Origin of the sequence: Streptomyces sp. NPDC088923, from assembly GCF_044749745.1 — a bacterium.
Taxonomy (GTDB): domain Bacteria; phylum Actinomycetota; class Actinomycetes; order Streptomycetales; family Streptomycetaceae; genus Streptomyces.
In genome coordinates, this window is record NZ_JBIVIO010000010.1 from 137881 (window position 1) to 160817 (window position 22937).

Below are 22937 nucleotides of genomic sequence, written 5' to 3' on the forward strand. Positions count from 1 at the left end.
TATGGCCTCGGCGCTACAGACCACTCACATTGGAGGGACCCCACCTTTCTGACCGTCGAAGGACATGAGACGACGCGTATATCCAGCCCGACACAGGCGGCTATAGGCTGATTGAACCGACAGCGGTGCATACTGGTGAACTGAGAATCCAAACTTGGGGTAATGCAGCACACGCTGATGCGCCCCTACGAGCATGTCAAGCACGAATCGCGGATCACCGATCCTGCCCGCATATTCTCGGAGTTCTTCCGATGTCGATTTGACAGTCCAGTCCACCTCGGGCCACACCTGTCTGACCGTTGCATATGCCCGACGCTCTTCGTACGGCTTACAGACGAGTAGCGCAGAGCGGACCTCGACGCCTCGGCTTTCGAGGAGCTCCCGGGACAGCGTGATGTTCTCGCCCGTGTTCCGAGCCTTCGGCTCCACGAGGATGGCAGACTCCGGGACGCCGAGAGCGAGTGCTCGTTCGCGGTAGTGCTCTGCCTCGCCCCGGGGCATTCGCTCGCGTGTCGTCGGGCTGTTGCCGCCCGTGAAGACGAGCAGGGGCGCCATGCCTTTGAGGTACAGGTCTGCGGCTACATCGGCAACGCCGAGGTCGTGGCTGCCGAGCGCGATGGCCACCGATGACGGCTTAAGGCGGTGCCCCATGTGCTGGTAGTCCCAGAGCAGTTCGGCGTCCGCCCAATTCTCAGCCGTGATCATGACTGCCCCTCCGCCGTCGAGTCGGGCACCTTGAAGTCGTACGACCATGCGAAGCGCGAGGCCGCGTGCACGCCGAGGGCGAACTCGACCACCGTGCCGTCCTCCGTGAAGGTCGTGCGGTGCAGCTCCACGACCCATTCGCCGGGAGGGAGTTGAAGCTGCGCCGCTTCCTCTGCGGACGGTGGCCGGGCGGACAGCTCCTCTCGCATGTGGTCGATCTCGTAGCCGGCGTCGTAGAGCACGCGATAGCCGCCGCCTCGTCCGGCGGGTCCGGGCTGCGGGTCCACCAGGCGCGTGCCCTCGACGTGCTCCGGGCGGTAGTAGCTGGTCAGGGTGTGCGTCGGGCGGTCCCCCTCCTTGACGAGGCGGGCACGCGCGTACACCTCCGTGCCCTCGGGAACACCGAGGCCGGCGGCCACGAGCGCGTTCGCGGGCGCCTTGCTCACCGTCTGCGTCTGCTCGTTGCGCTGGTATGAGCGCCCGGACGCCACCCGGTCCGCGATGAACGCCACCTCGTCCCCGTCGCGCCACTTCGCCTTGTCGTACCGCGAGATGCCCAGCCGCTTCAACGGCCGCTGCTCGCGCACGACCGTGCCGTGCCCCCGCGAGGACGTCACGAGCCCTTCGCTCTCCAGCGCCTTGTAGGCCGCGTGGACGGTGGACTTGGAGCCCTCGCCGGCCTCCACCAGCTCTCGGATGTGCGGCAGCCGTTCACCCGCCCTCAGCTCCCCGCTGCGGATCTGCGCGGCCAGTCGGTCTGCCAGCTCTCGCCACTTCGGCGCCATAGAAGAACCCCTTTCACCTGCGGCAAGTGAAACACAGTCCCAGGACTGTTGACAGTCTCGGGACTGTGAGCCATTCTACTTTCACGGCGAGCGCAGTCCTAGGACTACGGAAGCTGAGGTGCTGTCGTCACGCCGCTTCGCTAGGGGTGCGACGACAACAGCCAGAGCAGAGGGCGGGGACGCTGCAATCCCGCTAAAGGCCAGGTGGAACAGGGTTTCGGCCCGTACTGGCGAGGTGGCCCGGTGACCGCGAGCAACGGCCGGAGAGTGCGGACCCTGCGTCCGCCTTGCAGTGCTCAACACCTGTCCGCACCTCCGAAGGAGCCCGATGCACCCACCACGTCGATTGCCCCCGGCGCCGCTCGTACTGGACCCGTACGAGCGGTAACGCCCTTCGCGTCATCCCGCCGCACACACAGCCTTCCGGTCGCGGCGGCCGGCTGCCTCTCCTCCTCGTCCCGCGTCTACGGCAGTACGAGGAGGAGCGCGGGGAGCCGGAGTTCCGACCCCCAACGGCGCGAGCCCCCGGTGTCCTACCACCGGGGGCTCTGTTCGGGCCGTTGCCATCTTCCAGGGAGACCACGACCCATGAGCATCATCGTCACTGTTCAGGACGCCGTTACGGCGTTCGCTGACTGGCTGGAGCCGACCGCCGCCGAGCTGGCGGCGGTCGAGGAGGAGCTGCCCGCGATCCTCGCGGAGGTGGACCTTCTCGACGCCCAGATCCTCACCCTCGACCGCATCCCCTCCGAGCTGGACACCGCCCGTCTTCGCAGGGCCAGCCGCCGGGTCCTGCGGGAGCGGGCCGCGCTCGCCAACGCCACCGTGCGCGACTTCCCGGCGGGAGGTGCGGCATGAGTACCCCCGACGTCGCACCGGGCGCCCGCCTCGCGGCGGCTCACGCCGAGGTCAAAGCCGAGATCGCCCGGACTGACACGAAGACCGGGCTCCTGCTCGCCTTCGTCGGCGCGGTCCTCGCCGGTTCGTGGACCGTCGCGAAGGACATCGAGAGCGGCCTTCCCGCCGTTCTGGCCGGCGGCGCGGGTACCGCATTGCTCCTCGCGGCCGCCGGCCTGCTCCTGCGCTCCGTCCGCCCCCGCCTCGGCGGAAGCCACGGATTCCCGTTGTGGGCGACGCTGAGCGCCGAGGAGATCACCACCGCCGTGGTTGGGGACCTGGCCGCCGACGTGGCAGGGCTGTCCCGGCTCGCGGTCGCAAAGTACACGGACCTGCGCCGCGCCGTGGACCTGACCGCCGCCGGTTGCGCGCTGCTCGTCCTCGCGGGGCTCCTCGTCGTGATCGGGGGTGCGTCGTGAGCGAGACCCTGACCGCTCTTGCCACGGCGGCTCCGCTCGTCGCCGGGTGGGCCACCCATGCGCTCACCCTGCGGCGGGGGCTGACCCGGGCCCGCCGCGACCCGCTCACCGGCTTGTGGACCCGGGACGCGTTCACCCGCAAGGCCCGGCGCCTGCTGCGTGATGAGCGTGCGGTGGTGGTGCTGGCGGACGTGGACCGCTTCAAGCAGGTCAACGACCGCTACGGCCACGCCGCCGGTGACGCGGTCCTCGCGTCGGTTGCCCGCCGTCTCGCCCACGCCACCGGCCGGGCCGGGGTGTGCGGGCGCCTCGGCGGGGATGAGTTCGCCGCCGTCCTGATCGATGCGGACGGCACCGCGCCCGACCTCCTCGCCCTCCTTCACGGTGTCCTCGCCCGCCCCGCCGAGGGACAGCCGGCCGAGGTCGCCACGACCGTTTCCCTGGGGTGGGTGCGGGCCGCCGACCACCCCGGCGGCGACCTGTCCGCGCTGCTGGCGCGGGCGGACGCGGCGATGTACGAGGCCAAGCGGGCGCACCGGCCGGTGAAGGCCCCGTTCGCCAGCCGCCTTCTCGGATTGGTCACGGCGCGTCGCTCGGGCCGCCGCGACGTCGTGCGGGAGGTGGCGTGATGAGGGCCAAGACCGTGCTTCCCGCCGTCGCCATGACGGCGGTGTCGATGGTCCTCACGCTGGCGGTGGTGGTGATGTGGCTGGGGCGGGCGATGCCGTGGCCGGTCGCGCTCGTCGTCGGGCTCGGGATCGACGGCGGATGGCTCGCCACCCTCTCCTACGAACGCCGCCTGGCCGCGCAGGGCGACCACAGCCGCCCCGTCACCGCCGTGGGATGGTCCTTCGGCCTCATCGCCGCCGGCGTCCTCATCACCCACGCCCTCACCGCCGAAGCCTCCAAGGGCGCCTGGCTCGCCGTCGCCTGGCTCCCCCTCGCAGCGAAGGCCCTGTGGCTGGTGCACGGGCTGTGGGAGCGGACCGCGCTCACCCCGGCGGCCCTCGGCGCGATCCGGGGAATCCAGCAGGAGGCCCGCGACGAAGCCGCCGTCTCCCGCGCCCGCCTGCGCGCCGACGCGGGCACGGAGGAGACACGGTTGACGGCCGTGACGGAGGCCGGGGCGCGCGTCGCACGCGTCCAGGCCCGCACCGCCCAGACGCTCTCCGAGGCGTGGGCGACGCTGGAGAACGCCCGCACGGGTGAGGAGACGGGACCGGCTCTGACCAGCGTGACGAGCCGCGTCACACCCTCCGGCACACCCCGCTGGGAACTCCCCGTCTGGGGCCCCAGCGTCCCCGTCGCGGAGCTGGAACCCACTCCCCTCACCGACACCGAGCTGGACGCGCTGGTTGCCGAGATCCGCGTCAGCCGTGTCCCCGCGCTGTCGTACCGGGAGATGGCGTCACGCTTCCGTAGCGCCGGTCACAGCGCCTCCGAAGTCCGCCTGCGCGGCGCCTGGAAACGCGTCCTCGCCACCGAGACCGGGGCCGCCTCGTGAGCGCCGTTCCGGTCTACCGGTGGAAGCTCGCCCCCGACGGACTCGCCACCCGCCGCCAGCTCCGCGCCCTCGGCCTGCGCCCCGGCGGACAACCCGTCGCCGCACAGCTCGAACGCCCGCGCCGCCGCCGGGGCCCGCTCGTCGCCCACCTCTACCGCCTCGACCTCGCCAGGCCCGTACGCCCCATGACCCCCGCGCGCCGGGTGGCGCTGGACCGGGCCATGACGGCGCGGCGTACGTGCCCCGTCTGCGGACGCGACGCGGGCTACGTCCTCCCCGTCCACCTCGGCGCGTGCGTCCCCTGCGCCGACTCCGACCGCTACGACTCCTTGAGGAGTGTCTGACATGCGCAACGCCGAGATCCGCCGCCTCGACCGGGAGATCGAGAGGGCGACGAAGAAGCTGGAGGCCGTGCGACGCGGTGAGTGGTGGCCGCTCAACGGCAAGGAGCGCCGGGCGATGACCCGTGCGGCGGTCGGTGGCGCCTACCAGGTCGCCCGGGGCCGCAGCCCGCAGCGGGCTGACGCCCGGCTGGACTCCACGGGCAGCGCGGCCGAGATCAGGCTGAACGCGGAGCTGAACGCGCTGCACGGCGAGCGGCAGCGCCTGGTCACCGAGGCGGCCCGCGAGAAGGCCAAGAAGAAGGCGTCCGGCTGGTTCTGACCGGCCTTCGCGCCGGGGTGGCCGGGACTTTCCACGGACACGGCCACCCCGACGCTCCACCCCTCCCGCCCCTCGTCGGGGCAGTCAGGAGCACCCCCAGCATGACCGAGAACGTCGTCTCCCTCCACAAGACCACCAGTTCGCCCGCCACCGACCCGGCGCCCACCGTCCTCACCGTCGTGCCGGACGTGCCGGACGTGCCGGACACGGCGCCCACGGGGCCCGTGCCGCTGTGGGTCCGCTCCGGGCGCGCCGTACGGTCCGGGCTCACGCACGAGTCCACGCGGGCCAGCGTCCGGGCTGCGGCCCGCCACGGCCTCTACACCCTCAACGGCGGGCGGATCGTGGCGCGCCGGGCCTGGGACGGCCGTACCGGGGCCCGCTACGAGCGGATGATCCGCGCCGCCGAAGCCGCGGGGAACCTGGAAGCCGCCGAGGAGTGGGAGGAGCGGTTGCAGCGCTTCCGCGCCGCCCGCCACCACCGCCGCATGGACCTCCTGCACTCCCCCGTGGACGCCGCGAAGGGCGTCGCGGTCGGCGCGGGCATGAGCGTCGGTGTCCTCGTCGCCCTCGGCGTCGTCATGGCCGTGAATACGGGCCGCCCCGGTGACGTCATCACCCCGTTGTCCGCCACGATCGACTTCCTCGCCCTGCTCATCCGCATCGTGCGCGTCGTCTGGGGCCCCGCGCTGGCCCTCGGCCCGTTCCTCGCGCTGCTGGCCCTGTGGTCGGTCGGGCGCAAGCAGCACGCCGCCCCCGCCTGGGCCCTGCCCGCGAAGGTCCGCGACAGCGCGGGCGAGCCCATCACCCCGTCCATCGTCGTCAAGGCCCTGCGCGACCTCGGCGTGCCCGCGCTCGGCCGGGCCATCAAGGAGATGGGCGACGCCGGCGCCTCGATGCTCGGCCCCATCCGCATCGCCGGATGCGGTGTCGAAGTGGACGTGACGCTGCCGTCCGGGGTGTCCACGAACGAGGTGCAGGGCAAGCGCCGCAAGCTCGCCGAGAACCTGACCCGTCACGAGCACGAGGTGTTCATCACGATCCCCGAGGCAGCCCGCACGGTCCGCCTGTGGATCGCGGACTCCGGCGCCCTTGACGAGCCCATCGGTCCTTCCCCGCTGGTCACCGACGACACGATGACCGCCGACTACGCCAAGGGGAAGGCCCCGTGGGGCCAGGACCTGCGGGGCGACGCCGCCGCCCTCAGCCTCTACCAGCGCCACCTGCTCATCACCGGCCTGTCCAACCAGGGCAAGACCGTGGCCCTGCGCTCGCTGGCCCTGTGGCTGGCGCTCGACAAGTCGGTGCGGTTCCTCATGGGTGACCTCAAGGGCGTGGGCGACTGGGCCATGTTCGACGGCCTCGCCTCCACCCTCATCCAGGGCCCGACCGACGAACACGTCATCCAGGTCACCGAGATGGTCGAAGGCGCGGTGGACGAGATGAACCGCCGCATCCAGGCCCCGCCCGGCACCACCTTCCCCCCGCTCATCGTCCTGGTGGACGAAGCGCAGGTGGCGTTCATGTGCCCGGCCAAGGACGAGGAGAAGCGCCCCTACGGCGGGTCCAAGGCCAACTCCCGCTACTTCATGGCCGTCCGAAAGATCCACAACCAGGGGCGGGCGGTCAACGTCCTGATGTGGCAGGGCACCCAGGACCCCACCAACGAGAACCTGCCCAAGCTGGTGCGCGAGGGCGCCCACACCCGCGCCTCGCTCGCGCTCGGCACCGAGTCACAGGCGCGCATGGCGCTGGGCGACAAGGCCGTTGACGGCGGGGCCGCGCCGAACCTGCTACGCCCGGGCCTGGACCGGGGCACACTCGTCGTCGCCTCGGACGGCATCACCATCCCCGCCGGACAGTCCTCCATCACGGTGCGCACCCACTACATCCCCGACGACGACGCCCGCGCCATCACCGACCGCGCCAAGGCCCTGCGCGACGGGATCACCACCCTCCTGCACGCCGTCGAGCACGACGCCGAACACGATCCGCTCGCGGACGTCGCGGCCGTCATCGGGGACGCCGCCCGCGTACGGACGAAGGACGTCCTGGCCCGGTTGTCCACGCGCAACCCGGACGCCTACGGCGGCTGGTCGTTCATCGACCTCAAGCGCGTGTTGGACGAGGCCGGCGCCGAGCCGTACAAGTCCGACGGGGTCATGGTCGTCGCCCGCGACCGGGTGGCCCGCGCCCTCGCCCACCGCGACGCCGACGGTTCCGCTTCCGCCGCGAGCTGACAGGGAGCCGTTGCCTCACGGGGCAGAGAGGCAGGGAGAACTCCCTACCCGCCTCCCTGCCCTGCCTCCCTCCGCCTGACCTGCACGAATGATCGTTCAGGGAGGCAGGGAGGCCCGCAGGTCAGGCCCCCTTCAACCCCCTCCACACGGCACTCCGAAGGGGGTGCCCAAGCCTCCCTGAGCCAGCACCGGAAGGGATTCCGCATGTACCCCGACCACCCCACCCACCGGACCCCCGTACCGGCCGCAGAAGTCCACCGGCCGGTGCCCATCGTCCCCGCCCCGACGCCCCTCCCGGTCAACGCGCCGAGCACCACACCGGAGCTTGCGACCATCGTCCTGCCGGACGGCCGCACCATCACGGGCTACACCATCGCGTCCGCCCAGCCCGCCCCGGTGGCCGCGAAGCCGCCCGTCTCCCGGGTGGCGGTGAACATCGCGCTCGGCGGGGTCGGCTTCCTCGCGGTCAGCGGTGGACTGCTCATTCTCACGTCGTTCATCGCGGCGCTCACCGCCTTCGTCTCCCAGCTCGTCATCCTCGCCGCCGTCATCTTCGGCGGCTGGATCGCCGTACAGGTCCTCGGCCACCGCGAGCGGGGCGCCGGGACCACGGTCAACATCCGCAAGGCCACCTTCAAGCGCAACCACTTCCACGGCTGAGGAGCCCCGTGTTCGAGATCCGGATCATCTGCGACCCCGCCGAGAGCGAACGCGTCGTGCGCGAGCTGGGCACCTGCTTCCGCACCGGCCCCGCGCGGCAGTACCCGGCCCGCGACGGCCGCGCCCGCCTCTACGTGAGCGCCGAGCACCGGCCCATCGGGCGGCCGACCCCGGAGGAGGCGTACGAGGGTGCCCCCGCCATCCTCGACGCACTCGCCGCCGTGACCGCCACGGCCGCCGACGCGAAGTGCTTCACCGCCCTCGACCGGGACTACTACCTCCGCAAGGCGGCCGTCCTCAACCGCATCGCGCTCGCCTCCGGCGCGGACCCGCGCGACGCGCAGGCCGCCGAGGACGCCGCCGCCCACCTCGCGGACATGGACAACGCCCCGCCCGTCGCTGGCCACGACCCGCGCGGCTACGTGCGCCAGCAGTACGCCCAGTGGGCGAGCACCTGCAAGGCCGCGTAACCACCCACACAAGCGAGGGCGGCCCCCTTCTCGCCAAAGTCCGGGGCCGCCCTCGTCCAACCCGACCGTGAACGGACCTGTTGGAGGTTCCAGAATGCCCGACCTGATCCCCTTCCCGCGAGAGGGTGTACGGCGTCCGCGTCTGCTCGATCTGTTCTGCTGCGCCGGCGGGGCCGCCACCGGCTACGCCCGTGCCGGATTTGACGTGACCGGGGTGGACGTCGCCGACCGCCCCAACTACCCGTACACCTGGCACCGCGCCGACGCGCTCGCCTTCCTCACCCGCCTGCTCGACAGCGGGGAGATCGCCGGATTCGACGCGGTGCACGCCTCCCCGCCCTGCCAGGCCGGGTGCGCGCTCACCGTGGGCACCAACACCTCCCGGGGTTGGGGACGCCCGCATGTCCAGCTCATCCCCGAACTGCGGGTCCTGCTGGACCGCACGGGCCTGCCATGGGTGCTGGAACAGCCCACCGGCAAGGCCCCCGTCCGCGCCGACGTGCGCCTGTGCGGGGAGATGTTCGGCCTCGGCGTGATCCGCCACCGCGTTTTCGAACTGGGCGGGTGGAGTGCCCCGCAGCCCACCCACCCTCGGCACCGGGGGCCGGTGCGGGGGTGGCGGCACGGCGTCTACCGCGACGGCCCCTACGGCAACGGCGGCGGCAAGGCCACCGTCCCCGAGATGCAGCACGCCATGGGCATCACCTGGACCGACGAACGCGAGGAACTGACCGAAGCCATCCCGCCCGCCTACACCCACTGGATCGGCACGCACCTCCTCACCGCACTCACCGGGGCGGAGGTGGCCGCGTGAACACCGCCGCCCTCGCCCTGCGGCTCGCGTCCGGCGGTCTGCCCGTCCTGCCCCTGCGGGCCGGGAAGGTCCCGTTTGGCAACTGCCCGGCCTGCGCCCGCAACCAGTGCGGCGGCCGGCCGAACATGAAGACCCCGGGCCGGTGCGCGTGCCCGCTGCCGTGCCACGGCTGGGCCGCCGCCACCACCGACACCCACCGCCACGCCACCGCGTGGGCCCCGTACTGGGAGCGGGCCGCCGCCGTCGCCTACCACCCCGGCGGCGCGGGCCTCACCGTCGTGGACCTCGACAACGACGCGGCCATCACGTGGGCCCGCGCCACACTCCCGCCCACCCGCACCGTCCCCACCACCCGGGGCGAGCACTGGATCTACCGGGGCACGATGCAGTCCGCGAACGCCGTGCGGCCCGGCGTGGACGTCAAGTCCCGCATGGCATACGCCCGCTGGCTCGGCCCCGGAGAAGGTGCCATGGCGGCGCTGCCCGCCGAGGTCCGCGCGCTCATCGTGAAGGCGCCCGCCCCGGCCCGTCCCGCCCCGTCCGGCCTCACCGCCTCCACCATGACGGGCGAGTGCTCGCACCGCACTCCCGCCTACCTCGAACGCGGCCTCGCGATGGCGGAGGAGCGCATCACCGCTGCCGACAGCGCCGTGCACGCCACCGTGTACCGGGTGTTCCTCGCCGTGCTCAGCACGCACGGCCGGTGCGGCTGCCTCACCGACACCCACGTCAACCGGCTGTTCGCCGCCGCGCAGGCCAAGGGCGAGACCCTGCGGCACTGCTCCGACGCGTGGGCCAACGCCCTTACGCGGCTGGGGGTGTGAGGCGTGTCCGAGGAGGAGAAGACCCCGGCGCGCGAGGTCATCACCGACTACGCGCAATCCCACTTCCGTTACTTCCGCACCGCCGACGGCACCGTCTACGCCCAGCGCAACGGCCACCCCGTGGCCCGCCCGATCCGCTCCCAGGGCACCACCGGCAGCCACCGGCAGGAACTCATGGTGGGCCTCTTCCGCGACGGACTCGGCGTCTTCAACGGCACGGCCATGAAGGAGGCCCTCGACCTGATCGAAGCGCTCGCGCTCACCGAGGCTGTGCAGCCGGTGCACATCCGCGTCGCCCCCGGCCTCGACGGGGCGACCTGGCTCGACCTCGGCCGCGACGACGGCCAGTCCGTCCGCATCCACCCCACCGGTTGGGAGATCTCCGTCCCCGACCCGCGCGAGGTGTGCTGGCGCCGGACCCAGCTCACCGGGGAACTCCCGCTCCCGGACAAGGACACCAACGAGCAGGGCATCGACCACCTCTTGCGGCTGTGCAACTTCGCCACCGCCGAGACGGAGTGCCTGGCCGTCGCCTGGCTCATCGGCTGCCTCGCGCCCTCTGTGCCCGTCCCCGCGCCGTTCCTCACGGGACCGCAGGGCGCCGGCAAGTCCACGGGCGGACGGATGCTCGTACGCATCCTGGAGGGCATGAGCGGCGACCTGCGCCGCGCCCCCAAGGACGAGGAGAACCTGATCGCCGCCGTCTCGGCGGGGTGGGTCACCGCGCTGGACAACCTGTCCCACATGACGCCGGACCTGTCCGACGCCATGTGCTGCATCGTCACCGGCGCCGAGAACGTCAAGCGCGCCCTGTTCACGGACGGGGACGTCTTCCGCGCCCGCTACCGCCGCCCCCTCCTCCTCACCGGCATAGACGTCGGCGTCATCCGCCCCGACCTCGCGGAACGCCTCCTCCCCCTCCGCCTCGAACGGCCGCGCGTCCGTCGCACCGAGGCGGAGCTGTGGACGGAGTACGAGCGGGTGCTGCCTGCCATCCTCGGCTCGCTCCTCGACCTCACCGTCAAGGTCCGCGCCGTACGCGCGCAGACGCCGACCGACCTGCGTATGGCCGACTTCGCCCACCTGTGCGCACAGCTCGACACCGCGACCGGACTCGGCGCGCTGCCCGCCTACCGGGCAAGCCTGGACGACCTCAACGACGACGTGATCGAAGGGGACTTGCTCGCACAGACCGTCCTCAAGCACGCCGAGAGCATCCCCCCGGGCACCGAACAGCGGATGACGTCCACCGAGTGGCTGCACCTCCTCAGCCGCCTCTACAGCGGCGAGGAGCTGCGCCCCCTTCCAAAGGGCTGGCCGACGACCGGCAAAGTCCTCTCAGACCGCCTCAAGCGCCTGCAACCGACCCTCGCCGCCCGGGGTGTTCTCATCGACTCGGGCCGGACCAGCGAGGGCCGCTACCTCGAAATGGCCCGGCGGTCCGCCACCACCCCGCACGAGCAGAACCCGGCGTTCTGACCCTCGCCACCGAACAAGCAAGAAGAGCACCAGGGGGGCAACGCGCCCGCGTGCTCTTCTTGCTGTTCGGCGGAACGCCGCCCCAAGGATGCGCCGCGAAGCGGCCCCCTACTTCTCTCCCCACGCGAGCGTGCGACGCCTACAGACACCCCCTGCTTTGTCCTAAGAGGGGAAACGCTGCGTCATCTGCGTCACGCGCACCCGCAAACCGGCTCCGACCTGCGGTTCGGACCATGACGCAGACGGCACCCCCTGCGTCATCCTGCGTCATCTGCGTCATGGAGATGACGCACACCATGACGCGGCGATGACGCACGCCTCACCCCTGCGTCACACGAAAGCGCAGGTCAGCGACCCGCATGACGCTGATGACGCACATGACGCAGAAATCCCCACCTAGGACAGCCCCGCACGCCCGGCACCCACCCCGCCCACCCCGGACAGGAGCCCGCGCCCATGCCCCGCCCGCAGATGCTCAAGCTCCCCGAACTCCTCACCGAGATCAACCTCAGTCGCGCCGCCTTCTACCGCCTCCGCGCCAAGGGCCAGGCCCCGCGCCTCGTCAAGCTCCCCAACGGCCAGCTCCGCTGCCGCCGCGCGGACCTCGACGCCTGGCTCAACGCCGGCGAGGAGCAGCAGCACGCCGCCTGACCTCACCCGCCCACAACCCCGAGGGCCCCGCCGGTTCGAACCGGCGGGGCCCTCGTCATGGAGCACCATGCAGACGTACGACGTGCGCTTCTACAGCATCGAAGTGCGCAAGGACCGTCCCAAGCCGTACCGCGCGCGCTGGCGGGTCGGGAGCCGGAAGCACGGCAAGAGCTACACGCTCAAGGTGCAGGCCGAGGGCCGCATCTCGGAACTGAGGGAGGCGGTCAGGAAGGGCGAGCAGTTCGACGAGGAGACCGGTCTCCCGGCGTCCGAACTCCGCGCCGCCCGCGCATCCGTCACCTGGTATCAGCACACGCGCGACTACGTCGCCCGCAAGTGGGACGACGCGCCAGCGAAGTCGCGGAAGAACTACGCCGACGCGCTCGCCACCATCACACCCGCACTGCTCAGCACGACCGCGGGGGCTCCCGAGAAGCGCCTCATGCGCCGCGCGCTCTACGGGTGGGCGTACAACGTGCAGCGCTGGGAGCAGGAACCGCCGACGGACGTCGCGGCGGCCCTGCGCTGGATCGAGACGCACACGGTGCCCCTCTCCGTGCTGGAGTCGCCCGAGACCGTACGGCGCGCGCTCGACGCGCTCTCGCGGAAGCTCGACGGGCGCCCGGCCGCCGCTAAGACCGCGCTGCGCAAGCGGGCTTGCCTGAGCGATGTGCTCGGCATGGCGGTGGAACGGCAGGCGTTCACCGTCCCGGTGAACCCGCTCACCACCGTGAAGTGGAGCGCCCCGAAGACCGCCGAGCAGGTGGACCCGGAGAGCGTGGCGAACCCCCGACAGGTCCGCGCGCTCCTCGCCGCCGTCCGCGAGCAGGGCGCGCGAGGGGAACGACTCGAAGCCTTCTTCGGGTGCCTGTACTACGCCGCCATGCGCCCCGCCGAGGCCACTGGGCTCCGCCGCGCGCAGTGCCGACTTCCCGAGTCCGGGTGGGGAACGTTGATGCTCCGGAAGGGCATCGTGCACACGGGGAGCCAGTGGACCGACGACGGCAAGTCGTACGAGGAGCGGCATCTGAAGGCGCGGGCCGAGCGCGAGACGCGGCCCGTCCCGATCCCGCCCGCCTTCGTCCGGCAGCTCCGCGAGCACATCGACCGGTTCGGCACGGCGCCGGACGGACGGCTCTTCCGTACGGGGCGGGGCGGCGTCGTGCAGGACACCGGGTACGGGGAGGTCTGGGAACGGGCCCGCGCGACCGCCCTTACGCCCGAAGAGGCCGCCTCCCCGCTCGCGCGGCGCCCGTACGACCTGCGGCACGCCGGGGTGTCCTTCTGGCTCAGCTCCGGCGTGGACCCGATGGAGTGCGCCCGCCGCGCCGGCCACAGCGTCGCAGTCCTCTTCCGTACGTACGCCAAGGTCCTGGACCGCACCCAGCAGGAAGCCAACGAGCGGATAGCCGAGGGCTACCGGCGATGGGACCAGCCCGAGTAGGGCGGCCGTCCCCCGGGGGACGCCTGGGGGACACGCGCCGACCGTGGGCGGGACGCACGCGAGACGCGCTGAGACAACCCTCACGCCGCACAGCCCCCGCCCCGACAACGAAGAAACCCCCTCCGACCAGCTCTTTCGGGCTGATCGGAGAGGGTTTCTCGTCCGTGTGGCGGCGCCAGGATTCGAACCTGGGAAGGCTGAGCCGGCAGATTTACAGTCTGCTCCCTTTGGCCGCTCGGGCACACCGCCTGGGATTGTTGGTCGGGCGTCCGGCGCGGGGCCGGGGGTGTCCTTCCAACGGGGAAAACAATACCTGATGGTGGGGGGTGCTTCGCCACCCGGTTGTCCGGGGCGGGCGGGGGGTGGGGTGGCTAGGCTTTGGGGCTGCGGCCCGCTGGGGGTCGCTGCCCTCTGTCATACGTGCAATCCGAGCCAAGGAGCCACAGGAACATGGCCGACTCCAGTTTCGACATCGTCTCGAAGGTCGAGCGGCAGGAGGTCGACAACGCCCTCAACCAGGCCGCCAAGGAGATCTCGCAGCGCTACGACTTCAAGGGCGTGGGTGCGTCCATCGCGTGGTCGGGCGAGAAGATCCTCATGGAGGCGAACTCCGAGGAGCGCGTGAAGGCGATCCTGGACGTCTTCCAGTCCAAGCTGGTGAAGCGGGGCATCTCGCTGAAGTCGCTGGACGCGGGTGAGCCGCAGATCTCCGGCAAGGAGTACAAGCTCTTCGCCTCCGTCGAGGAAGGCATCTCGCAGGACAACGCCAAGAAGGTCGCGAAGATCATCCGCGACGAGGGCCCCAAGGGCATCAAGGCCCAGGTCCAGGGCGATGAGCTGCGGGTCTCCTCGAAGAGCCGCGACGACCTCCAGTCCGTCATCGCGCTGCTGAAGGGCAAGGACTTCGACTTCGCGCTCCAGTTCGTCAACTACCGGTAGGCGACGGGCGCGGGTGGTACGGGTGAGGGGCGGCGCACCGCGGGTGCGCCGCCCCTCACCCGTACCACCCGCGCCCATACCGGCCCTCCCCGTACCGGCCCCCGCTCAGTCCCGCGAGTTGCCGAAGATCAGCCGGTAGCCGATGAGGAGTACGAGGGAGCCGCCGACGGCCGAGATCCACGTGGGCAGGTCGTAGAAGTCCTTCGAGATCGGGTGGTCCAGGAAGCGGGACGAGATCCAGCCACCGAGGAAGGCGCCGACGATGCCGATGAGGGTCGTGCCGACGAGACCGCCCGGGTCGCGGCCCGGGAGGAGGATCTTCGCGACCGCTCCCGCCAGGAGGCCGAGGATGATCCAGCTGATGATGCCCATGTGCGTCCCACTCCTGATCGTTTTGCTTTCGGGGGGCTCTACCCATAGGGACGTACGTGATCACCTGCGAGGTTGACGCGGCGGTGTCACGGTCGTGTCACCGGCCGCGCGTCCGCTTCCCGATCGCGCAACAAAGCAGGCGCGCGGGGCTTGGCGGCGTCCTCACCGTTGGTAGAGGTGGGGGGACGACCTCGGGACCGGACAGGGATGCGGCGCGGACGCGTCACAGACGAAAGGCGACCTCGTGAAACTGCTCAACCTCGTGCTCAACCTGCTGTGGCTGATCTTCTGCGGCATCTGGATGGCCCTCGGCTATCTGCTCGCGGGCGTCATCTGCTGCATTCTCATTATCACGATCCCGTTCGGGGTCGCTTCCTTCCGCATCGCGGGCTACGTGCTGTGGCCCTTCGGGCGTACCACCGTCGAGCGCCCGGACGCGGGGGCGCCCTCCTTCGTCGGCAACGTGATCTGGGTGGTCTTCGCCGGCTGGTGGCTCGCGCTCGGTCACCTGCTGACGAGCATCCCGCTCTTCGTCTCGATCATCGGCATCCCCTTCGGCTGGGCGAACCTCAAGCTCATCCCGATCTCGCTCATGCCGCTCGGGCGCGAGGTCGTCCCGAGCGACCAGCCCTTCGCGGCGCGCCCGGGCGAGGCGTCGCGGAGCTGGTGACGCGCGGCGGCCGGGTGGCGGCCGGGCGGCGGCCGTCGGGGGTCCGGCCGGTCTGTGATGGCCCTCGGGGGTGCGGCCGTCCGTGCCGGCCGTCAGGGGCGCTGCTGGCCGCCGCCCGCCATCCGCTCCAGGCGCTGGATGCGCTCCGCCATCGGCGGGTGCGTGGAGAACATGCTCGTCAGCCCCTGGCCGGGCCGGAAGGGGTTGGCGATCATCATGTGGCTCGCCGTCTCGATGCGTGGCTCGGAGGGCAGCGGGAGCTGCTTCGTGCCCGCGTCGAGCTTGCGGAGGGCGGAGGCGAGGGCGAGCGGGTCGCCGGTGAGCTGGGCTCCGGAGGCGTCCGCCTGGTACTCGCGGGAGCGGCTGATGGCGAGCTGGATGAGCGAGGCGGCGAGCGGGCCGAGGAGCATCGTCAGGAGCAGCCCGATGAGCCCGGGGCCCTCGTCGTCGTCCGAGCGGCCGATCGGAATCAGCCACGCGAAGTTGACCAGGAACATGATCACGGAGGCGAGGGCGCCCGCGACCGAGGAGATGAGGATGTCCCGGTTGTAGACGTGGCTCAGCTCGTGGCCGAGGACCCCGCGCAGCTCGCGCTCGTCGAGGATGCGCAGGATGCCGTCGGTGCAGCACACGGCGGCGTTGCGCGGGTTGCGGCCGGTGGCGAAGGCGTTGGGGGCCTCGGTGGGCGAGATGTACAGGCGCGGCATGGGCTGGCGGGCCTCGGTGGAGAGCTCGCGCACGATCCGGTAGAGGCCTGGGGCCTCGAACTCGCTGACCGGCCTGGCGCGCATGGCGCGCAGCGCGAGCTTGTCGCTGTTCCAGTACGCGTAGGCGTTCGTGCCGATCGCGACGAGGAGCGCGACGATCAGCCCCGTCCGGCCGAAGAAGGAGCCGATGACGAGGATGAGCGCGGAGAGGCCCCCGAGGAGTACAGCGGTCTTCAAGCCATTGTGCCGGCGGTGCACGGTACGCCCTCCAAGTCGTGCGGCAGGGAACCCTTCCTGGCGCGGCAGGTGGCCGGCGCCCGGTGGACCTGGGTCAAGTGGACCCTTCGTTACTGGTCAACGCCAGGCGAGCGGCTCAGGTTCCCCGGTCGGCGGGGGCACGGCCGTCCTCCGTACGGGTGAGGAGGCTCAGAAGAGATTGACGTCCGCGAGGCGGAGGATCAGCTGCGGGGCCGCCGAGAGGACGAGGGCGAGAAGGCCGCAGACGGTCAGCGCGGTGACGAGGGCGAGGGGGCGGCCGGTCGCGAGGGCGGGGGCCGCTTCCCGCACGGGTGCCTCCTCCCGTACGGCCGTGAGGGTGCTGCCTCCGGCGGCCGGGAGGTCCCCCGCGTCCGTGGCCGGTTCCGGTGTCGTACGGAAGAGGGACGCGGTCCAGCGGAGGTAGTAGACGAGGGCGATCGCGACGTTGACGGCCGTGACGACCGCGAGCCAGCCGAGGCCCGCGTCGATCGCGGCCTCGAAGACGGCGAGCTTCGCGAAGAGGCCCGCGAGGCCCGGCGGGAGCCCGGCCAGGCACAGCAGGAAGAAGGCGAGGAGCAGGGCGAGCGCGGGGTTGCGCGCGTACAGGCCCTGGAAGTCGGCGAGGCGGCCGCGGGCGAGGAGCGCCACGGCGGCGAAGGAGCCGAGGTTGACCGCCGCGTACATGAGCGCGTAGGCGAGGGTCGCGCCGATCGCGTGCGCCGGGCGGTCCGTGTACGCGGCCGAGGCGAGCGGGACGAGGAGGTAGCCGGCCTGGCCGACCGAGGACCACGCGAGGAGGCGCACGGCGCTGAAGGGGCGTGTGGGGTCCTGGCGCAGGGCCGCCGTGTTGCCGATCGTCATCGTGAGCGCGGCGAGGACGGCGAGGGCGGGGCCCCAGACGTTCCCGTACGAGGGGAAGGCGCGCACGGTGACGAGCGCGAGGCCCGAGAAGCCGACCGCCTTGCCGACGACGGAGAGGTAGGCGGCGACCGGGAGCGGAGCGCCCGTGTAGGTGTCGGGGACCCAGAAGTGGAAGGGGACGGCGGCGGTCTTGAAGGCGAAGCCGACGAGCGTGAGGACGACGCCCACGCGGGCGAGGGTACGGAGCTGGGGGTCGACGTCGCCGAGGGCAGCCGCGATCGCGTCGAGGTGGACGCTGCCCGTGCTCGCGTAGACGAAGGCCGTGCCGAGGAGGGTCACGGCGGTCGCGGTGACGGAGGAGAGGAAGAACTTGAGGGCCGCTTCGGCGGAGCGGCGCTCGCCGTGGCGCAGGCCGACGAGCGCGAAGGACGGGAGCGTCGCGACCTCCAGGGCGACGATCAGCGTCGCGAGGTCGCGCGCGGCGGGGAGGAGGGCGGCTCCGGCGGCGGAGGAGAGGAGCAGGAACCAGTACTCGCCCGCCGGGAGGCGCTGCTCGCGCACGGCGGTGAAGGAGAGGAGCGCGGTGAGGAGCGCGCCGCCGAGGACGAGGAGCTGGACGGTGAGGGCGAAGTGGTCGGCCTCGTAGCCGCACCCGCTCTTGGCGACGCAGAACGTGGCGCGGTCGCCGTCGAGGAGCGGGAGGAGGCTCAGGAGGGCGAGGGCGAGGCCCGCGACGGCGCCGATACCGAGGAGGGGTTTGCGGGCCTCGGGCGTGAAGAGGTCCGCGACGAGGACGGCGAGCGCGACGAGGGCGGTGAGCGCGGGCGGGGCGACGGCGAGCCAGTCGACGGACTGCACGAGGGTGGTCATGCCGCGCCTCCGGTGAGCAGCTTGTGGACGGCCGGGTCGCTGAGGCCGATGAGGAGCGCGGGCCAGAGCCCGGCGAGGACGGTGAGGGCGACGAGCGGCGTCCAGGCGACCGCCTCGGGGGCGCTCAGCTCGGGGAAGGGACGCTCGGCGAGGGCGGGCGGCTCGTAGGGGGCAGCCGGGGTCGGCGGGGCGTCGAGGAGGAGGGGGGCGGGCTCCTCGGCCTCGGGGTTCTCCCCTACGGGGGAATTCCCCGGAAGGGTCGAATCCTCCCGGGGAGCGGCTCCCCCGGTTGACGTCCGGGCGTCCCCCTCGTCCTGGGGAAGCGTGCCGATCGGCGCCGGGCCCATGCACAGGCGGCGGACGACGAGGAGGAGGTACGCGGCGGTGAGGAGCGTGCCGAGGCCGGCGACGGCCATGCACGTGAGGTACGTGGCACGGTTCAGGCCGCTCGCCGGGTCGAAGGCCCCGTACATGGTCAGCATCTCGCCCCAGAAGCCCGCGAGGCCCGGGAGGCCGAGCGAGGCGACGGCGGCGAAGGCGAGGAGGACGGCGTAGCGCGGGGCGCGACCGTAGAGCGCCGCTCCGGCGGAGCCGCTGAGGCGGTCGAGGACGGACGTGCCCGCGCGGTCCTTGACGCCGCCGACGAGGAAGAACAGCAGCCCGGTGATGAGGCCGTGGGCGATGTTCGCGAAGAGCGCGCCGTTGAGGCCCTGCGGGGTCATGCTCGCGATCCCGAGCAGGACGAAGCCCATGTGGCCCACCGACGAGTACGCGACGAGGCGCTTGAGGTCGCCGCCGGAGCCGCGCCGTACGAGCTGGAGGCACGCGAGCGAGCCCCACAGGATGCCGGCGGCCGCGAGGACCGCGAGCCAGGGCGCGAAGACCTTCATGCCCTCGGGCGCGACGGGGATCGCGACGCGCACGAAGCCGTACGTGCCCATCTTCAGCAGGACCCCGGCGAGCATGACCGAGCCCGCCGTGGGTGCGGCGGTGTGCGCGGCGGGCAGCCAGCTGTGCAGCGGCCACATCGGGGACTTGACCGCGAGGCCGAGACCGATCGCCAGAACGGCCGTGACCTGCACGGACTTGCTGAGACCTGAGCCGTTGTCAGTGGCGAGTGCCACCATGTCGAAGGTGCCCGCCCTCAGGCCGATCAGGAGCAGCCCGAGGAGCATGACGGCGGAGCCGACCAGGGTGAAGAGGATGAACTTCCAGGCGGCCTGCTCCCGCTTGGCGCCGCCCCAGCGGGCGATGAGGAAGTACATCGGGATCAGGACGGTCTCGAAGGCGACGAAGAAGAGCACGAGGTCGAGCACGGCGAAGGCGGCGAGCGCGCCGCCTTCGAGCAGCAGCAGGAGCGCCACGAAGGCGCGGGGAGTGCCGCCCTTGGGCGGCCGGAAGTAGCTGTGCAGGGCGCAGAGGAAGGTGAGGAGGGCCGTGAGGACGAGGAGGGGGAGCGAGATGCCGTCGACGCCGAGGTGGAAGCGGATGTCGTACGCGGCGATCCAGCTCACGTCCGTGCTCGCCTGGATGTGGGCGGCCTGGTCGCGGTCGAAGCCGAGGGCGAGGAGCAGCGCGGCGGCGAGGATCGCGGCGCTGACGGTGACGCCGTGGCGGAGTACGGCCTGCTCGGGGTCGCGGCCGCGCAGTCCGGGCGGGGCGGGGAGCAGGGCCGCGAGGGCGCCGAGGAGGGGGCCGAGGACGACGATCAGGAGCAGGACGGACTGGGCGGTGTCGCCAAGGCCGACGAGGGCACCGCTCGCCAGGTCCGCGGGCGCACCGCTCAGGTGGCTCGTGCCCGCCGGGGCGGGCGGGGTCCCGGCGATACCGGGGGCGCTCGCCCCTGCCTGGAGTGCGTGCGGCGCGAGGGCGCCGAGGAGGTGGGCCACGGTTCAGGCTCCCGCCGCGTAGAGGACGACCGCGCAGGTCAGGAGGGCGGCCGCGGCGATCAGCGCGCCCAGGTACGTCTGGATGTTGCCGGTCTGGGCGCGGCGTGCGGCGGCGCCCAGCAGTCTGGGGAGTGCGGCGGCGGCGCGGACGTAGGTGTCGACGACGGCCGTGTCCAGGAAGCGGACGAGCGTGGCGCCGGCCCGGACGGGGGTGACCGCGAGGGCGCTGTACAGGCGGTCGAGGTGGAAGCCCGTGGCCGCGTGGCGGTGGAGGCCGCCGAGGAGGAGGCGGCCAGGGTCAGCCGGGTCCTCGGTGCCGCCGGGGGCGCCGTAGGCGGCGGGGCGGCTCGCGATGGCCTGGGCCTCGGTGCGGCCCGCGTCGCCCTCGGGTCCCGCCGCGACGGCGCCGAGCGGGTGGCGCGCGGCGAGCGCCTTGGTGTGGCGCCAGGCGCCGTAGGTCAGGACGGCGCCGACGAGGGCGACGCCGGTGCCGAGCACGGAGGTGGTGAGGGTCGGTGCGAGGTCGCGGCCGTCGAACCAGTCGGGGAGGGCCCAGGCGGTGAGGCCGAAGAGGAAGGTGGGGATCGCGAGGAGCCAGAGGACGGCGTTCATGACGCGGGGGGTCGTGGGGTGGTCGTGGGTGGCGGCCTCGGCCGCGGGGGTCTGCTCGGCGGTGCGCGCGGGGATCTCGGGTGCCTGGCGGGCGCCGAGGAGGAGCCAGAGGCGCGTCGCGTAGGCGCCGGTGAGGAGGGCGGTGGCGAGTCCGGCGACGAGGACGAGCCAGCCGGCGGCGGTGGGGATGCCGTGGGCGTGCCCGGTGGCGGCGTGCTCGGCGGCGCCGAGGACGGCTTCCTTGGAGAAGAAGCCGGTGAACGGGGGGATCGCGGCGAGCGCGAGGAGCGCGACGGTCATCGTCCAGTAGGCGTCGGGGACGGCGCGGCGCAGGCCCGGCATCCGGGACATGGCGGCGAGCGAGTTCGTCCCCGCGGCGTGGATGACGACGCCCGCCGCGAGGAAGAGGAGCGCCTTGAAGGCGCCGTGCGAGAGGAGGTGGAAGACGGCGGCACCCCGGTCGCCGACGGCGAGGGCGCCGGTCATGTAGCCGAGCTGACCGGCGGTCGAGTAGGCGAGGACGCGCTTGATGTCGTCCTGGGCGAGCGCGGCGAGCCCGGAGCCGACCATCGTCACGGCGGCGAGGACGGCGAGGACGACGAGCGCGGCGGCGGAGGAGGTGAAGACGGGCAGGAGGCGCGCGACGAGGTAGACGCCCGCCGCGACCATCGTGGCCGCGTGGATGAGCGCGGAGACGGGGGTGGGCCCGGCCATCGCGTCGGGGAGCCATGTGTGCAGCGGGAACTGCGCGGACTTGCCGACGACCCCGCACAGCAGGAGCAGGGCGATGAGCGTGGGGTGGTCGAGCCCGCCGTGGGTGACGGCGTGCAGGACCTCGGTGATGCGGAAGGAGCCCGTGTCGGCGGCGAGCGCGAAGAGGCCGAAGAGGAAGGGGACGTCGCCGAGCTTGGTGACGAGGAAGGCCTTGAGCGAGGCGGAGCGGGCCTCGGGGGTCTCCCAGTAGTGCCCGATGAGGAAGTACGAGCAGATGCCCATGACCTCCCAGCCGACGAGCAGCACCATGAGGTCGCCGGAGTAGACGACGAGGAGCATCGCGGAGGTGAAGAGCGAGACGAGCGCGGCGTAGGAGGAGTAGCGGGGGTCCTCGCGGAGGTAGCCGGTGGAGTAGAGCTGGACGCACGTCGAGACGACGGTGACGAGGACCGCGACGAGGACGGCGAAGCCGTCGAGGTGGAGTGCGAGGTCGACGGGGGCGGCGCCGGTCGGGGTGAGCCGGGTGGCGGCGTCGATCGCGGCGTCGCCGCCCTGGCGGACGGTGACGAGGACGGCGAGCACGGCGCTCGCGGCGGCGGGGAGCACGGCGAGGGGCCGTACGAGCCCCGCGGCGCCGCGCCCGATGAGCAGCCCGGCGATCCCGCCGAGGAACGGCAGGAGGGGGACGAGGACAGCGAGGGTCGTGGTGTTCACGCGGCTGCTCCGGGGGTGCGCGTGCCGGGGGCGGCCGGGTCCGTGCTGCCGGGGCCTTCGGGGGCCTCGGGGTCCTCGGGGCCGTACGGGGGCTCGGCGGTGTCGCGCAGGGCGTCGACGGCGATCGTGCCCCTGGCGCGGTACACGGCGAGGACGACGGCGAGACCGATCCCGATCTCGGCGGCGGCGATCGCGATGGTGAAGAGGGTGAGCGCCTGGCCCGCGTGGAGGGTGTCGCGCAACCAGACGTCGAAGGCGACGAGGTCGAGATTGACGGCGTTGAGCATCAGCTCGACGGACATGAGCACGAGGATCGCGTTGCGCCGCGCGAGCACCCCGTAGATCCCGGTGCAGAAGAGGAGGGCCGACAGCACGGCCGGATAGACGAGATGCATCAGCGCGGGTCCTCCGGGTGCGGGGGCGCTGGGCGCGGGGGCGCTGGGCGACGCGGGGCCTGGGGGGTGGCTGGGTCCGGGGCCTGGGGGGTGGCCGGGTCCGAAGCCTGCGGGGTGGCCGGGCTCGCGGACCGAGGAACGGCCGAGCCCGGGTCCTGCGGGGTGGCTGGGTCTGGGGCCTGCGGGGTGGCCGGGCTCGCGGACCGAGGGGTGGTCGGGTCGGAGGCCTGGGGGACGGCCGGGTCCGAAGTCTGCGGGCTGGCCGGGTCCGAAGTCTGCGGGCTGGCCGGGCTCGCGGACCGAGGAACGGCCGAGCCCGGGTCCTGCGGGGTGGCTGGGTCTGGGGCCTGCGGGGTGGCCGGGCTCGCGGACCGAGGGGTG

24 protein-coding genes and 1 tRNA gene are annotated in these 22937 nt (G+C 72.4%); 16 read left to right on the forward strand and 9 right to left on the reverse strand.

Going from position 1 to position 22937, the window contains the following annotated elements; translation table 11 throughout:
- Nucleotides 1-24: 24 nt before the first annotated feature.
- Both ACIP4O_RS28170 and ACIP4O_RS28175 read right to left on the reverse strand, forming a co-directional pair.
- The gene (locus tag ACIP4O_RS28170; RefSeq protein ID WP_401578698.1) at nt 25-705 is read right to left on the reverse strand and encodes a YdcF family protein; all 681 of its coding nucleotides are present in this window, start codon (nt 703-705) and stop codon (nt 25-27) included.
- Complete coding sequence (locus ACIP4O_RS28175) at nt 702-1490, reverse strand: GntR family transcriptional regulator (RefSeq protein ID WP_401578700.1); 789 nt, start codon at nt 1488-1490, stop codon at nt 702-704. The genes ACIP4O_RS28170 and ACIP4O_RS28175 overlap by 4 nt, the downstream gene beginning before the upstream one ends.
- 588 nt (nt 1491-2078) lie before the next feature.
- Between ACIP4O_RS28175 and ACIP4O_RS28180 the strand changes: the two genes are divergently transcribed.
- The 14 genes from ACIP4O_RS28180 to ACIP4O_RS28245 all read left to right on the forward strand — a co-directional run bounded on the left by ACIP4O_RS28180 (nt 2079) and on the right by ACIP4O_RS28245 (nt 13555).
- The gene (locus tag ACIP4O_RS28180) at nt 2079-2348 is read left to right on the forward strand and encodes a DUF6284 family protein (protein ID WP_401578702.1); all 270 of its coding nucleotides are present in this window, start codon (nt 2079-2081) and stop codon (nt 2346-2348) included.
- Entirely contained in the window at nt 2345-2806 is a 462-nt protein-coding gene (locus tag ACIP4O_RS28185; protein ID WP_401578704.1) for a Pycsar system effector family protein, read from the forward strand. The genes ACIP4O_RS28180 and ACIP4O_RS28185 overlap by 4 nt, the downstream gene beginning before the upstream one ends.
- The gene (locus tag ACIP4O_RS28190; protein ID WP_401578706.1) at nt 2803-3435 is read left to right on the forward strand and encodes a GGDEF domain-containing protein; all 633 of its coding nucleotides are present in this window, start codon (nt 2803-2805) and stop codon (nt 3433-3435) included. Before ACIP4O_RS28185 ends, ACIP4O_RS28190 begins: the two co-directional genes overlap by 4 nt.
- Nucleotides 3435-4310, forward strand: a complete 876-nt coding sequence (locus ACIP4O_RS28195) for a protein spdB (protein WP_401578708.1) — start codon at nt 3435-3437, stop codon at nt 4308-4310. The genes ACIP4O_RS28190 and ACIP4O_RS28195 overlap by 1 nt, the downstream gene beginning before the upstream one ends.
- Nucleotides 4307-4654 (forward strand): RRQRL motif-containing zinc-binding protein, encoded by a 348-nt coding sequence (locus tag ACIP4O_RS28200; RefSeq protein WP_401578710.1) that lies wholly within the window; start codon nt 4307-4309, stop codon nt 4652-4654. The genes ACIP4O_RS28195 and ACIP4O_RS28200 overlap by 4 nt, the downstream gene beginning before the upstream one ends.
- Nucleotide 4655: 1 nt before the next feature.
- Nucleotides 4656-4973 carry a hypothetical protein gene (locus ACIP4O_RS28205; RefSeq protein ID WP_401578712.1) on the forward strand — a complete coding sequence of 106 codons (318 nt, stop codon included), beginning with the start codon at nt 4656-4658 and terminating at the stop codon, nt 4971-4973.
- Nucleotides 4974-5074: 101 nt separating this feature from the next.
- Nucleotides 5075-7213 (forward strand): FtsK/SpoIIIE domain-containing protein, encoded by a 2139-nt coding sequence (locus ACIP4O_RS28210; protein ID WP_401578713.1) that lies wholly within the window; start codon nt 5075-5077, stop codon nt 7211-7213.
- 204 nt (nt 7214-7417) lie between these two features.
- Nucleotides 7418-7873, forward strand: a complete 456-nt coding sequence (locus ACIP4O_RS28215; protein WP_401578715.1) for a hypothetical protein — start codon at nt 7418-7420, stop codon at nt 7871-7873.
- An 8-nt stretch (nt 7874-7881) separates the two neighbouring features.
- Entirely contained in the window at nt 7882-8343 is a 462-nt protein-coding gene (locus ACIP4O_RS28220; RefSeq protein ID WP_401578717.1) for a hypothetical protein, read from the forward strand.
- Nucleotides 8344-8437: 94 nt separating this feature from the next.
- The gene (locus ACIP4O_RS28225; RefSeq protein WP_401578719.1) at nt 8438-9157 is read left to right on the forward strand and encodes a DNA methylase; all 720 of its coding nucleotides are present in this window, start codon (nt 8438-8440) and stop codon (nt 9155-9157) included.
- Nucleotides 9154-9981: a bifunctional DNA primase/polymerase gene (locus tag ACIP4O_RS28230; RefSeq protein ID WP_401578721.1), complete on the forward strand. Its 828-nt coding sequence runs from the start codon at nt 9154-9156 to the stop codon at nt 9979-9981. Before ACIP4O_RS28225 ends, ACIP4O_RS28230 begins: the two co-directional genes overlap by 4 nt.
- Before the next feature lie 3 nt (nt 9982-9984).
- Entirely contained in the window at nt 9985-11460 is a 1476-nt protein-coding gene (locus ACIP4O_RS28235; protein ID WP_401578723.1) for an ATP-binding protein, read from the forward strand.
- 456 nt (nt 11461-11916) lie between these two features.
- Nucleotides 11917-12111: a helix-turn-helix transcriptional regulator gene (locus ACIP4O_RS28240; RefSeq protein WP_401578725.1), complete on the forward strand. Its 195-nt coding sequence runs from the start codon at nt 11917-11919 to the stop codon at nt 12109-12111.
- Between the two features lie 67 nt (nt 12112-12178).
- Entirely contained in the window at nt 12179-13555 is a 1377-nt protein-coding gene (locus tag ACIP4O_RS28245; protein ID WP_401578726.1) for a tyrosine-type recombinase/integrase, read from the forward strand.
- Between the two features lie 167 nt (nt 13556-13722).
- Here ACIP4O_RS28245 and ACIP4O_RS28250 read toward each other — a convergent pair.
- Nucleotides 13723-13804, reverse strand: a tRNA-Tyr gene (locus ACIP4O_RS28250).
- 201 nt (nt 13805-14005) lie between these two features.
- Here ACIP4O_RS28250 and ACIP4O_RS28255 point away from each other — a divergent pair.
- Nucleotides 14006-14494, forward strand: a complete 489-nt coding sequence (locus tag ACIP4O_RS28255) for a YajQ family cyclic di-GMP-binding protein (RefSeq protein WP_007823194.1) — start codon at nt 14006-14008, stop codon at nt 14492-14494.
- 105 nt (nt 14495-14599) lie between these two features.
- On the opposite strand, the gene ACIP4O_RS28260 is transcribed toward ACIP4O_RS28255, so the two are convergent.
- A complete protein-coding gene (locus ACIP4O_RS28260; protein ID WP_007823195.1) occupies nt 14600-14866 on the reverse strand; it encodes a GlsB/YeaQ/YmgE family stress response membrane protein in 267 nt (88 codons plus the stop codon).
- Nucleotides 14867-15110: 244 nt separating this feature from the next.
- Between ACIP4O_RS28260 and ACIP4O_RS28265 the strand changes: the two genes are divergently transcribed.
- Nucleotides 15111-15536: a YccF domain-containing protein gene (locus tag ACIP4O_RS28265; protein WP_401578728.1), complete on the forward strand. Its 426-nt coding sequence runs from the start codon at nt 15111-15113 to the stop codon at nt 15534-15536.
- A 92-nt stretch (nt 15537-15628) separates the two neighbouring features.
- Here the strand turns inward: ACIP4O_RS28265 and htpX are convergent, their stop codons facing one another.
- The 5 genes from htpX to nuoK form a co-directional block, all read right to left on the reverse strand.
- Nucleotides 15629-16501: a zinc metalloprotease HtpX gene (htpX, locus tag ACIP4O_RS28270; protein WP_401578730.1), complete on the reverse strand. Its 873-nt coding sequence runs from the start codon at nt 16499-16501 to the stop codon at nt 15629-15631.
- A 168-nt stretch (nt 16502-16669) separates the two neighbouring features.
- A complete protein-coding gene (locus ACIP4O_RS28275) occupies nt 16670-18232 on the reverse strand; it encodes an NADH-quinone oxidoreductase subunit N (protein ID WP_401578732.1) in 1563 nt (520 codons plus the stop codon).
- Nucleotides 18229-20121: a NuoM family protein gene (locus ACIP4O_RS28280; RefSeq protein ID WP_401578734.1), complete on the reverse strand. Its 1893-nt coding sequence runs from the start codon at nt 20119-20121 to the stop codon at nt 18229-18231. Before ACIP4O_RS28280 ends, ACIP4O_RS28275 begins: the two co-directional genes overlap by 4 nt.
- Nucleotides 20122-20124: 3 nt before the next feature.
- A complete protein-coding gene (locus tag ACIP4O_RS28285) occupies nt 20125-22161 on the reverse strand; it encodes an NADH-quinone oxidoreductase subunit L (protein WP_401578736.1) in 2037 nt (678 codons plus the stop codon).
- Complete coding sequence (nuoK, locus tag ACIP4O_RS28290; protein ID WP_401578738.1) at nt 22158-22556, reverse strand: NADH-quinone oxidoreductase subunit NuoK; 399 nt, start codon at nt 22554-22556, stop codon at nt 22158-22160. Before nuoK ends, ACIP4O_RS28285 begins: the two co-directional genes overlap by 4 nt.
- Nucleotides 22557-22937: the final 381 nt, after the last annotated feature.

Excerpts from the sequence above, each read along its gene's own strand:
- nuoK (WP_401578738.1), bottom strand. The coding sequence starts at position 22,556 with ATGCATCTCGTCTATCCGGCCGTGCTGTCGGCCCTCCTCTTCTGCACC.
- ACIP4O_RS28275 (WP_401578732.1), bottom strand. The coding sequence starts at position 18,232 with ATGACCACCCTCGTGCAGTCCGTCGACTGGCTCGCCGTCGCCCCGCCC.
- ACIP4O_RS28255 (WP_007823194.1), top strand. The coding sequence starts at position 14,006 with ATGGCCGACTCCAGTTTCGACATCGTCTCGAAGGTCGAGCGGCAGGAG.
- ACIP4O_RS28215 (WP_401578715.1), top strand. The coding sequence starts at position 7,418 with ATGTACCCCGACCACCCCACCCACCGGACCCCCGTACCGGCCGCAGAA.
- ACIP4O_RS28225 (WP_401578719.1), top strand. The coding sequence starts at position 8,438 with ATGCCCGACCTGATCCCCTTCCCGCGAGAGGGTGTACGGCGTCCGCGT.
- ACIP4O_RS28260 (WP_007823195.1), bottom strand. The coding sequence starts at position 14,866 with ATGGGCATCATCAGCTGGATCATCCTCGGCCTCCTGGCGGGAGCGGTC.
- ACIP4O_RS28240 (WP_401578725.1), top strand. The coding sequence starts at position 11,917 with ATGCCCCGCCCGCAGATGCTCAAGCTCCCCGAACTCCTCACCGAGATC.
- ACIP4O_RS28175 (WP_401578700.1), bottom strand. The coding sequence starts at position 1,490 with ATGGCGCCGAAGTGGCGAGAGCTGGCAGACCGACTGGCCGCGCAGATC.
- ACIP4O_RS28205 (WP_401578712.1), top strand. The coding sequence starts at position 4,656 with ATGCGCAACGCCGAGATCCGCCGCCTCGACCGGGAGATCGAGAGGGCG.
- ACIP4O_RS28210 (WP_401578713.1), top strand. The coding sequence starts at position 5,075 with ATGACCGAGAACGTCGTCTCCCTCCACAAGACCACCAGTTCGCCCGCC.
- ACIP4O_RS28195 (WP_401578708.1), top strand. The coding sequence starts at position 3,435 with ATGAGGGCCAAGACCGTGCTTCCCGCCGTCGCCATGACGGCGGTGTCG.
- ACIP4O_RS28180 (WP_401578702.1), top strand. The coding sequence starts at position 2,079 with ATGAGCATCATCGTCACTGTTCAGGACGCCGTTACGGCGTTCGCTGAC.
- ACIP4O_RS28185 (WP_401578704.1), top strand. The coding sequence starts at position 2,345 with ATGAGTACCCCCGACGTCGCACCGGGCGCCCGCCTCGCGGCGGCTCAC.
- ACIP4O_RS28170 (WP_401578698.1), bottom strand. The coding sequence starts at position 705 with ATGATCACGGCTGAGAATTGGGCGGACGCCGAACTGCTCTGGGACTAC.
- ACIP4O_RS28245 (WP_401578726.1), top strand. The coding sequence starts at position 12,179 with ATGCAGACGTACGACGTGCGCTTCTACAGCATCGAAGTGCGCAAGGAC.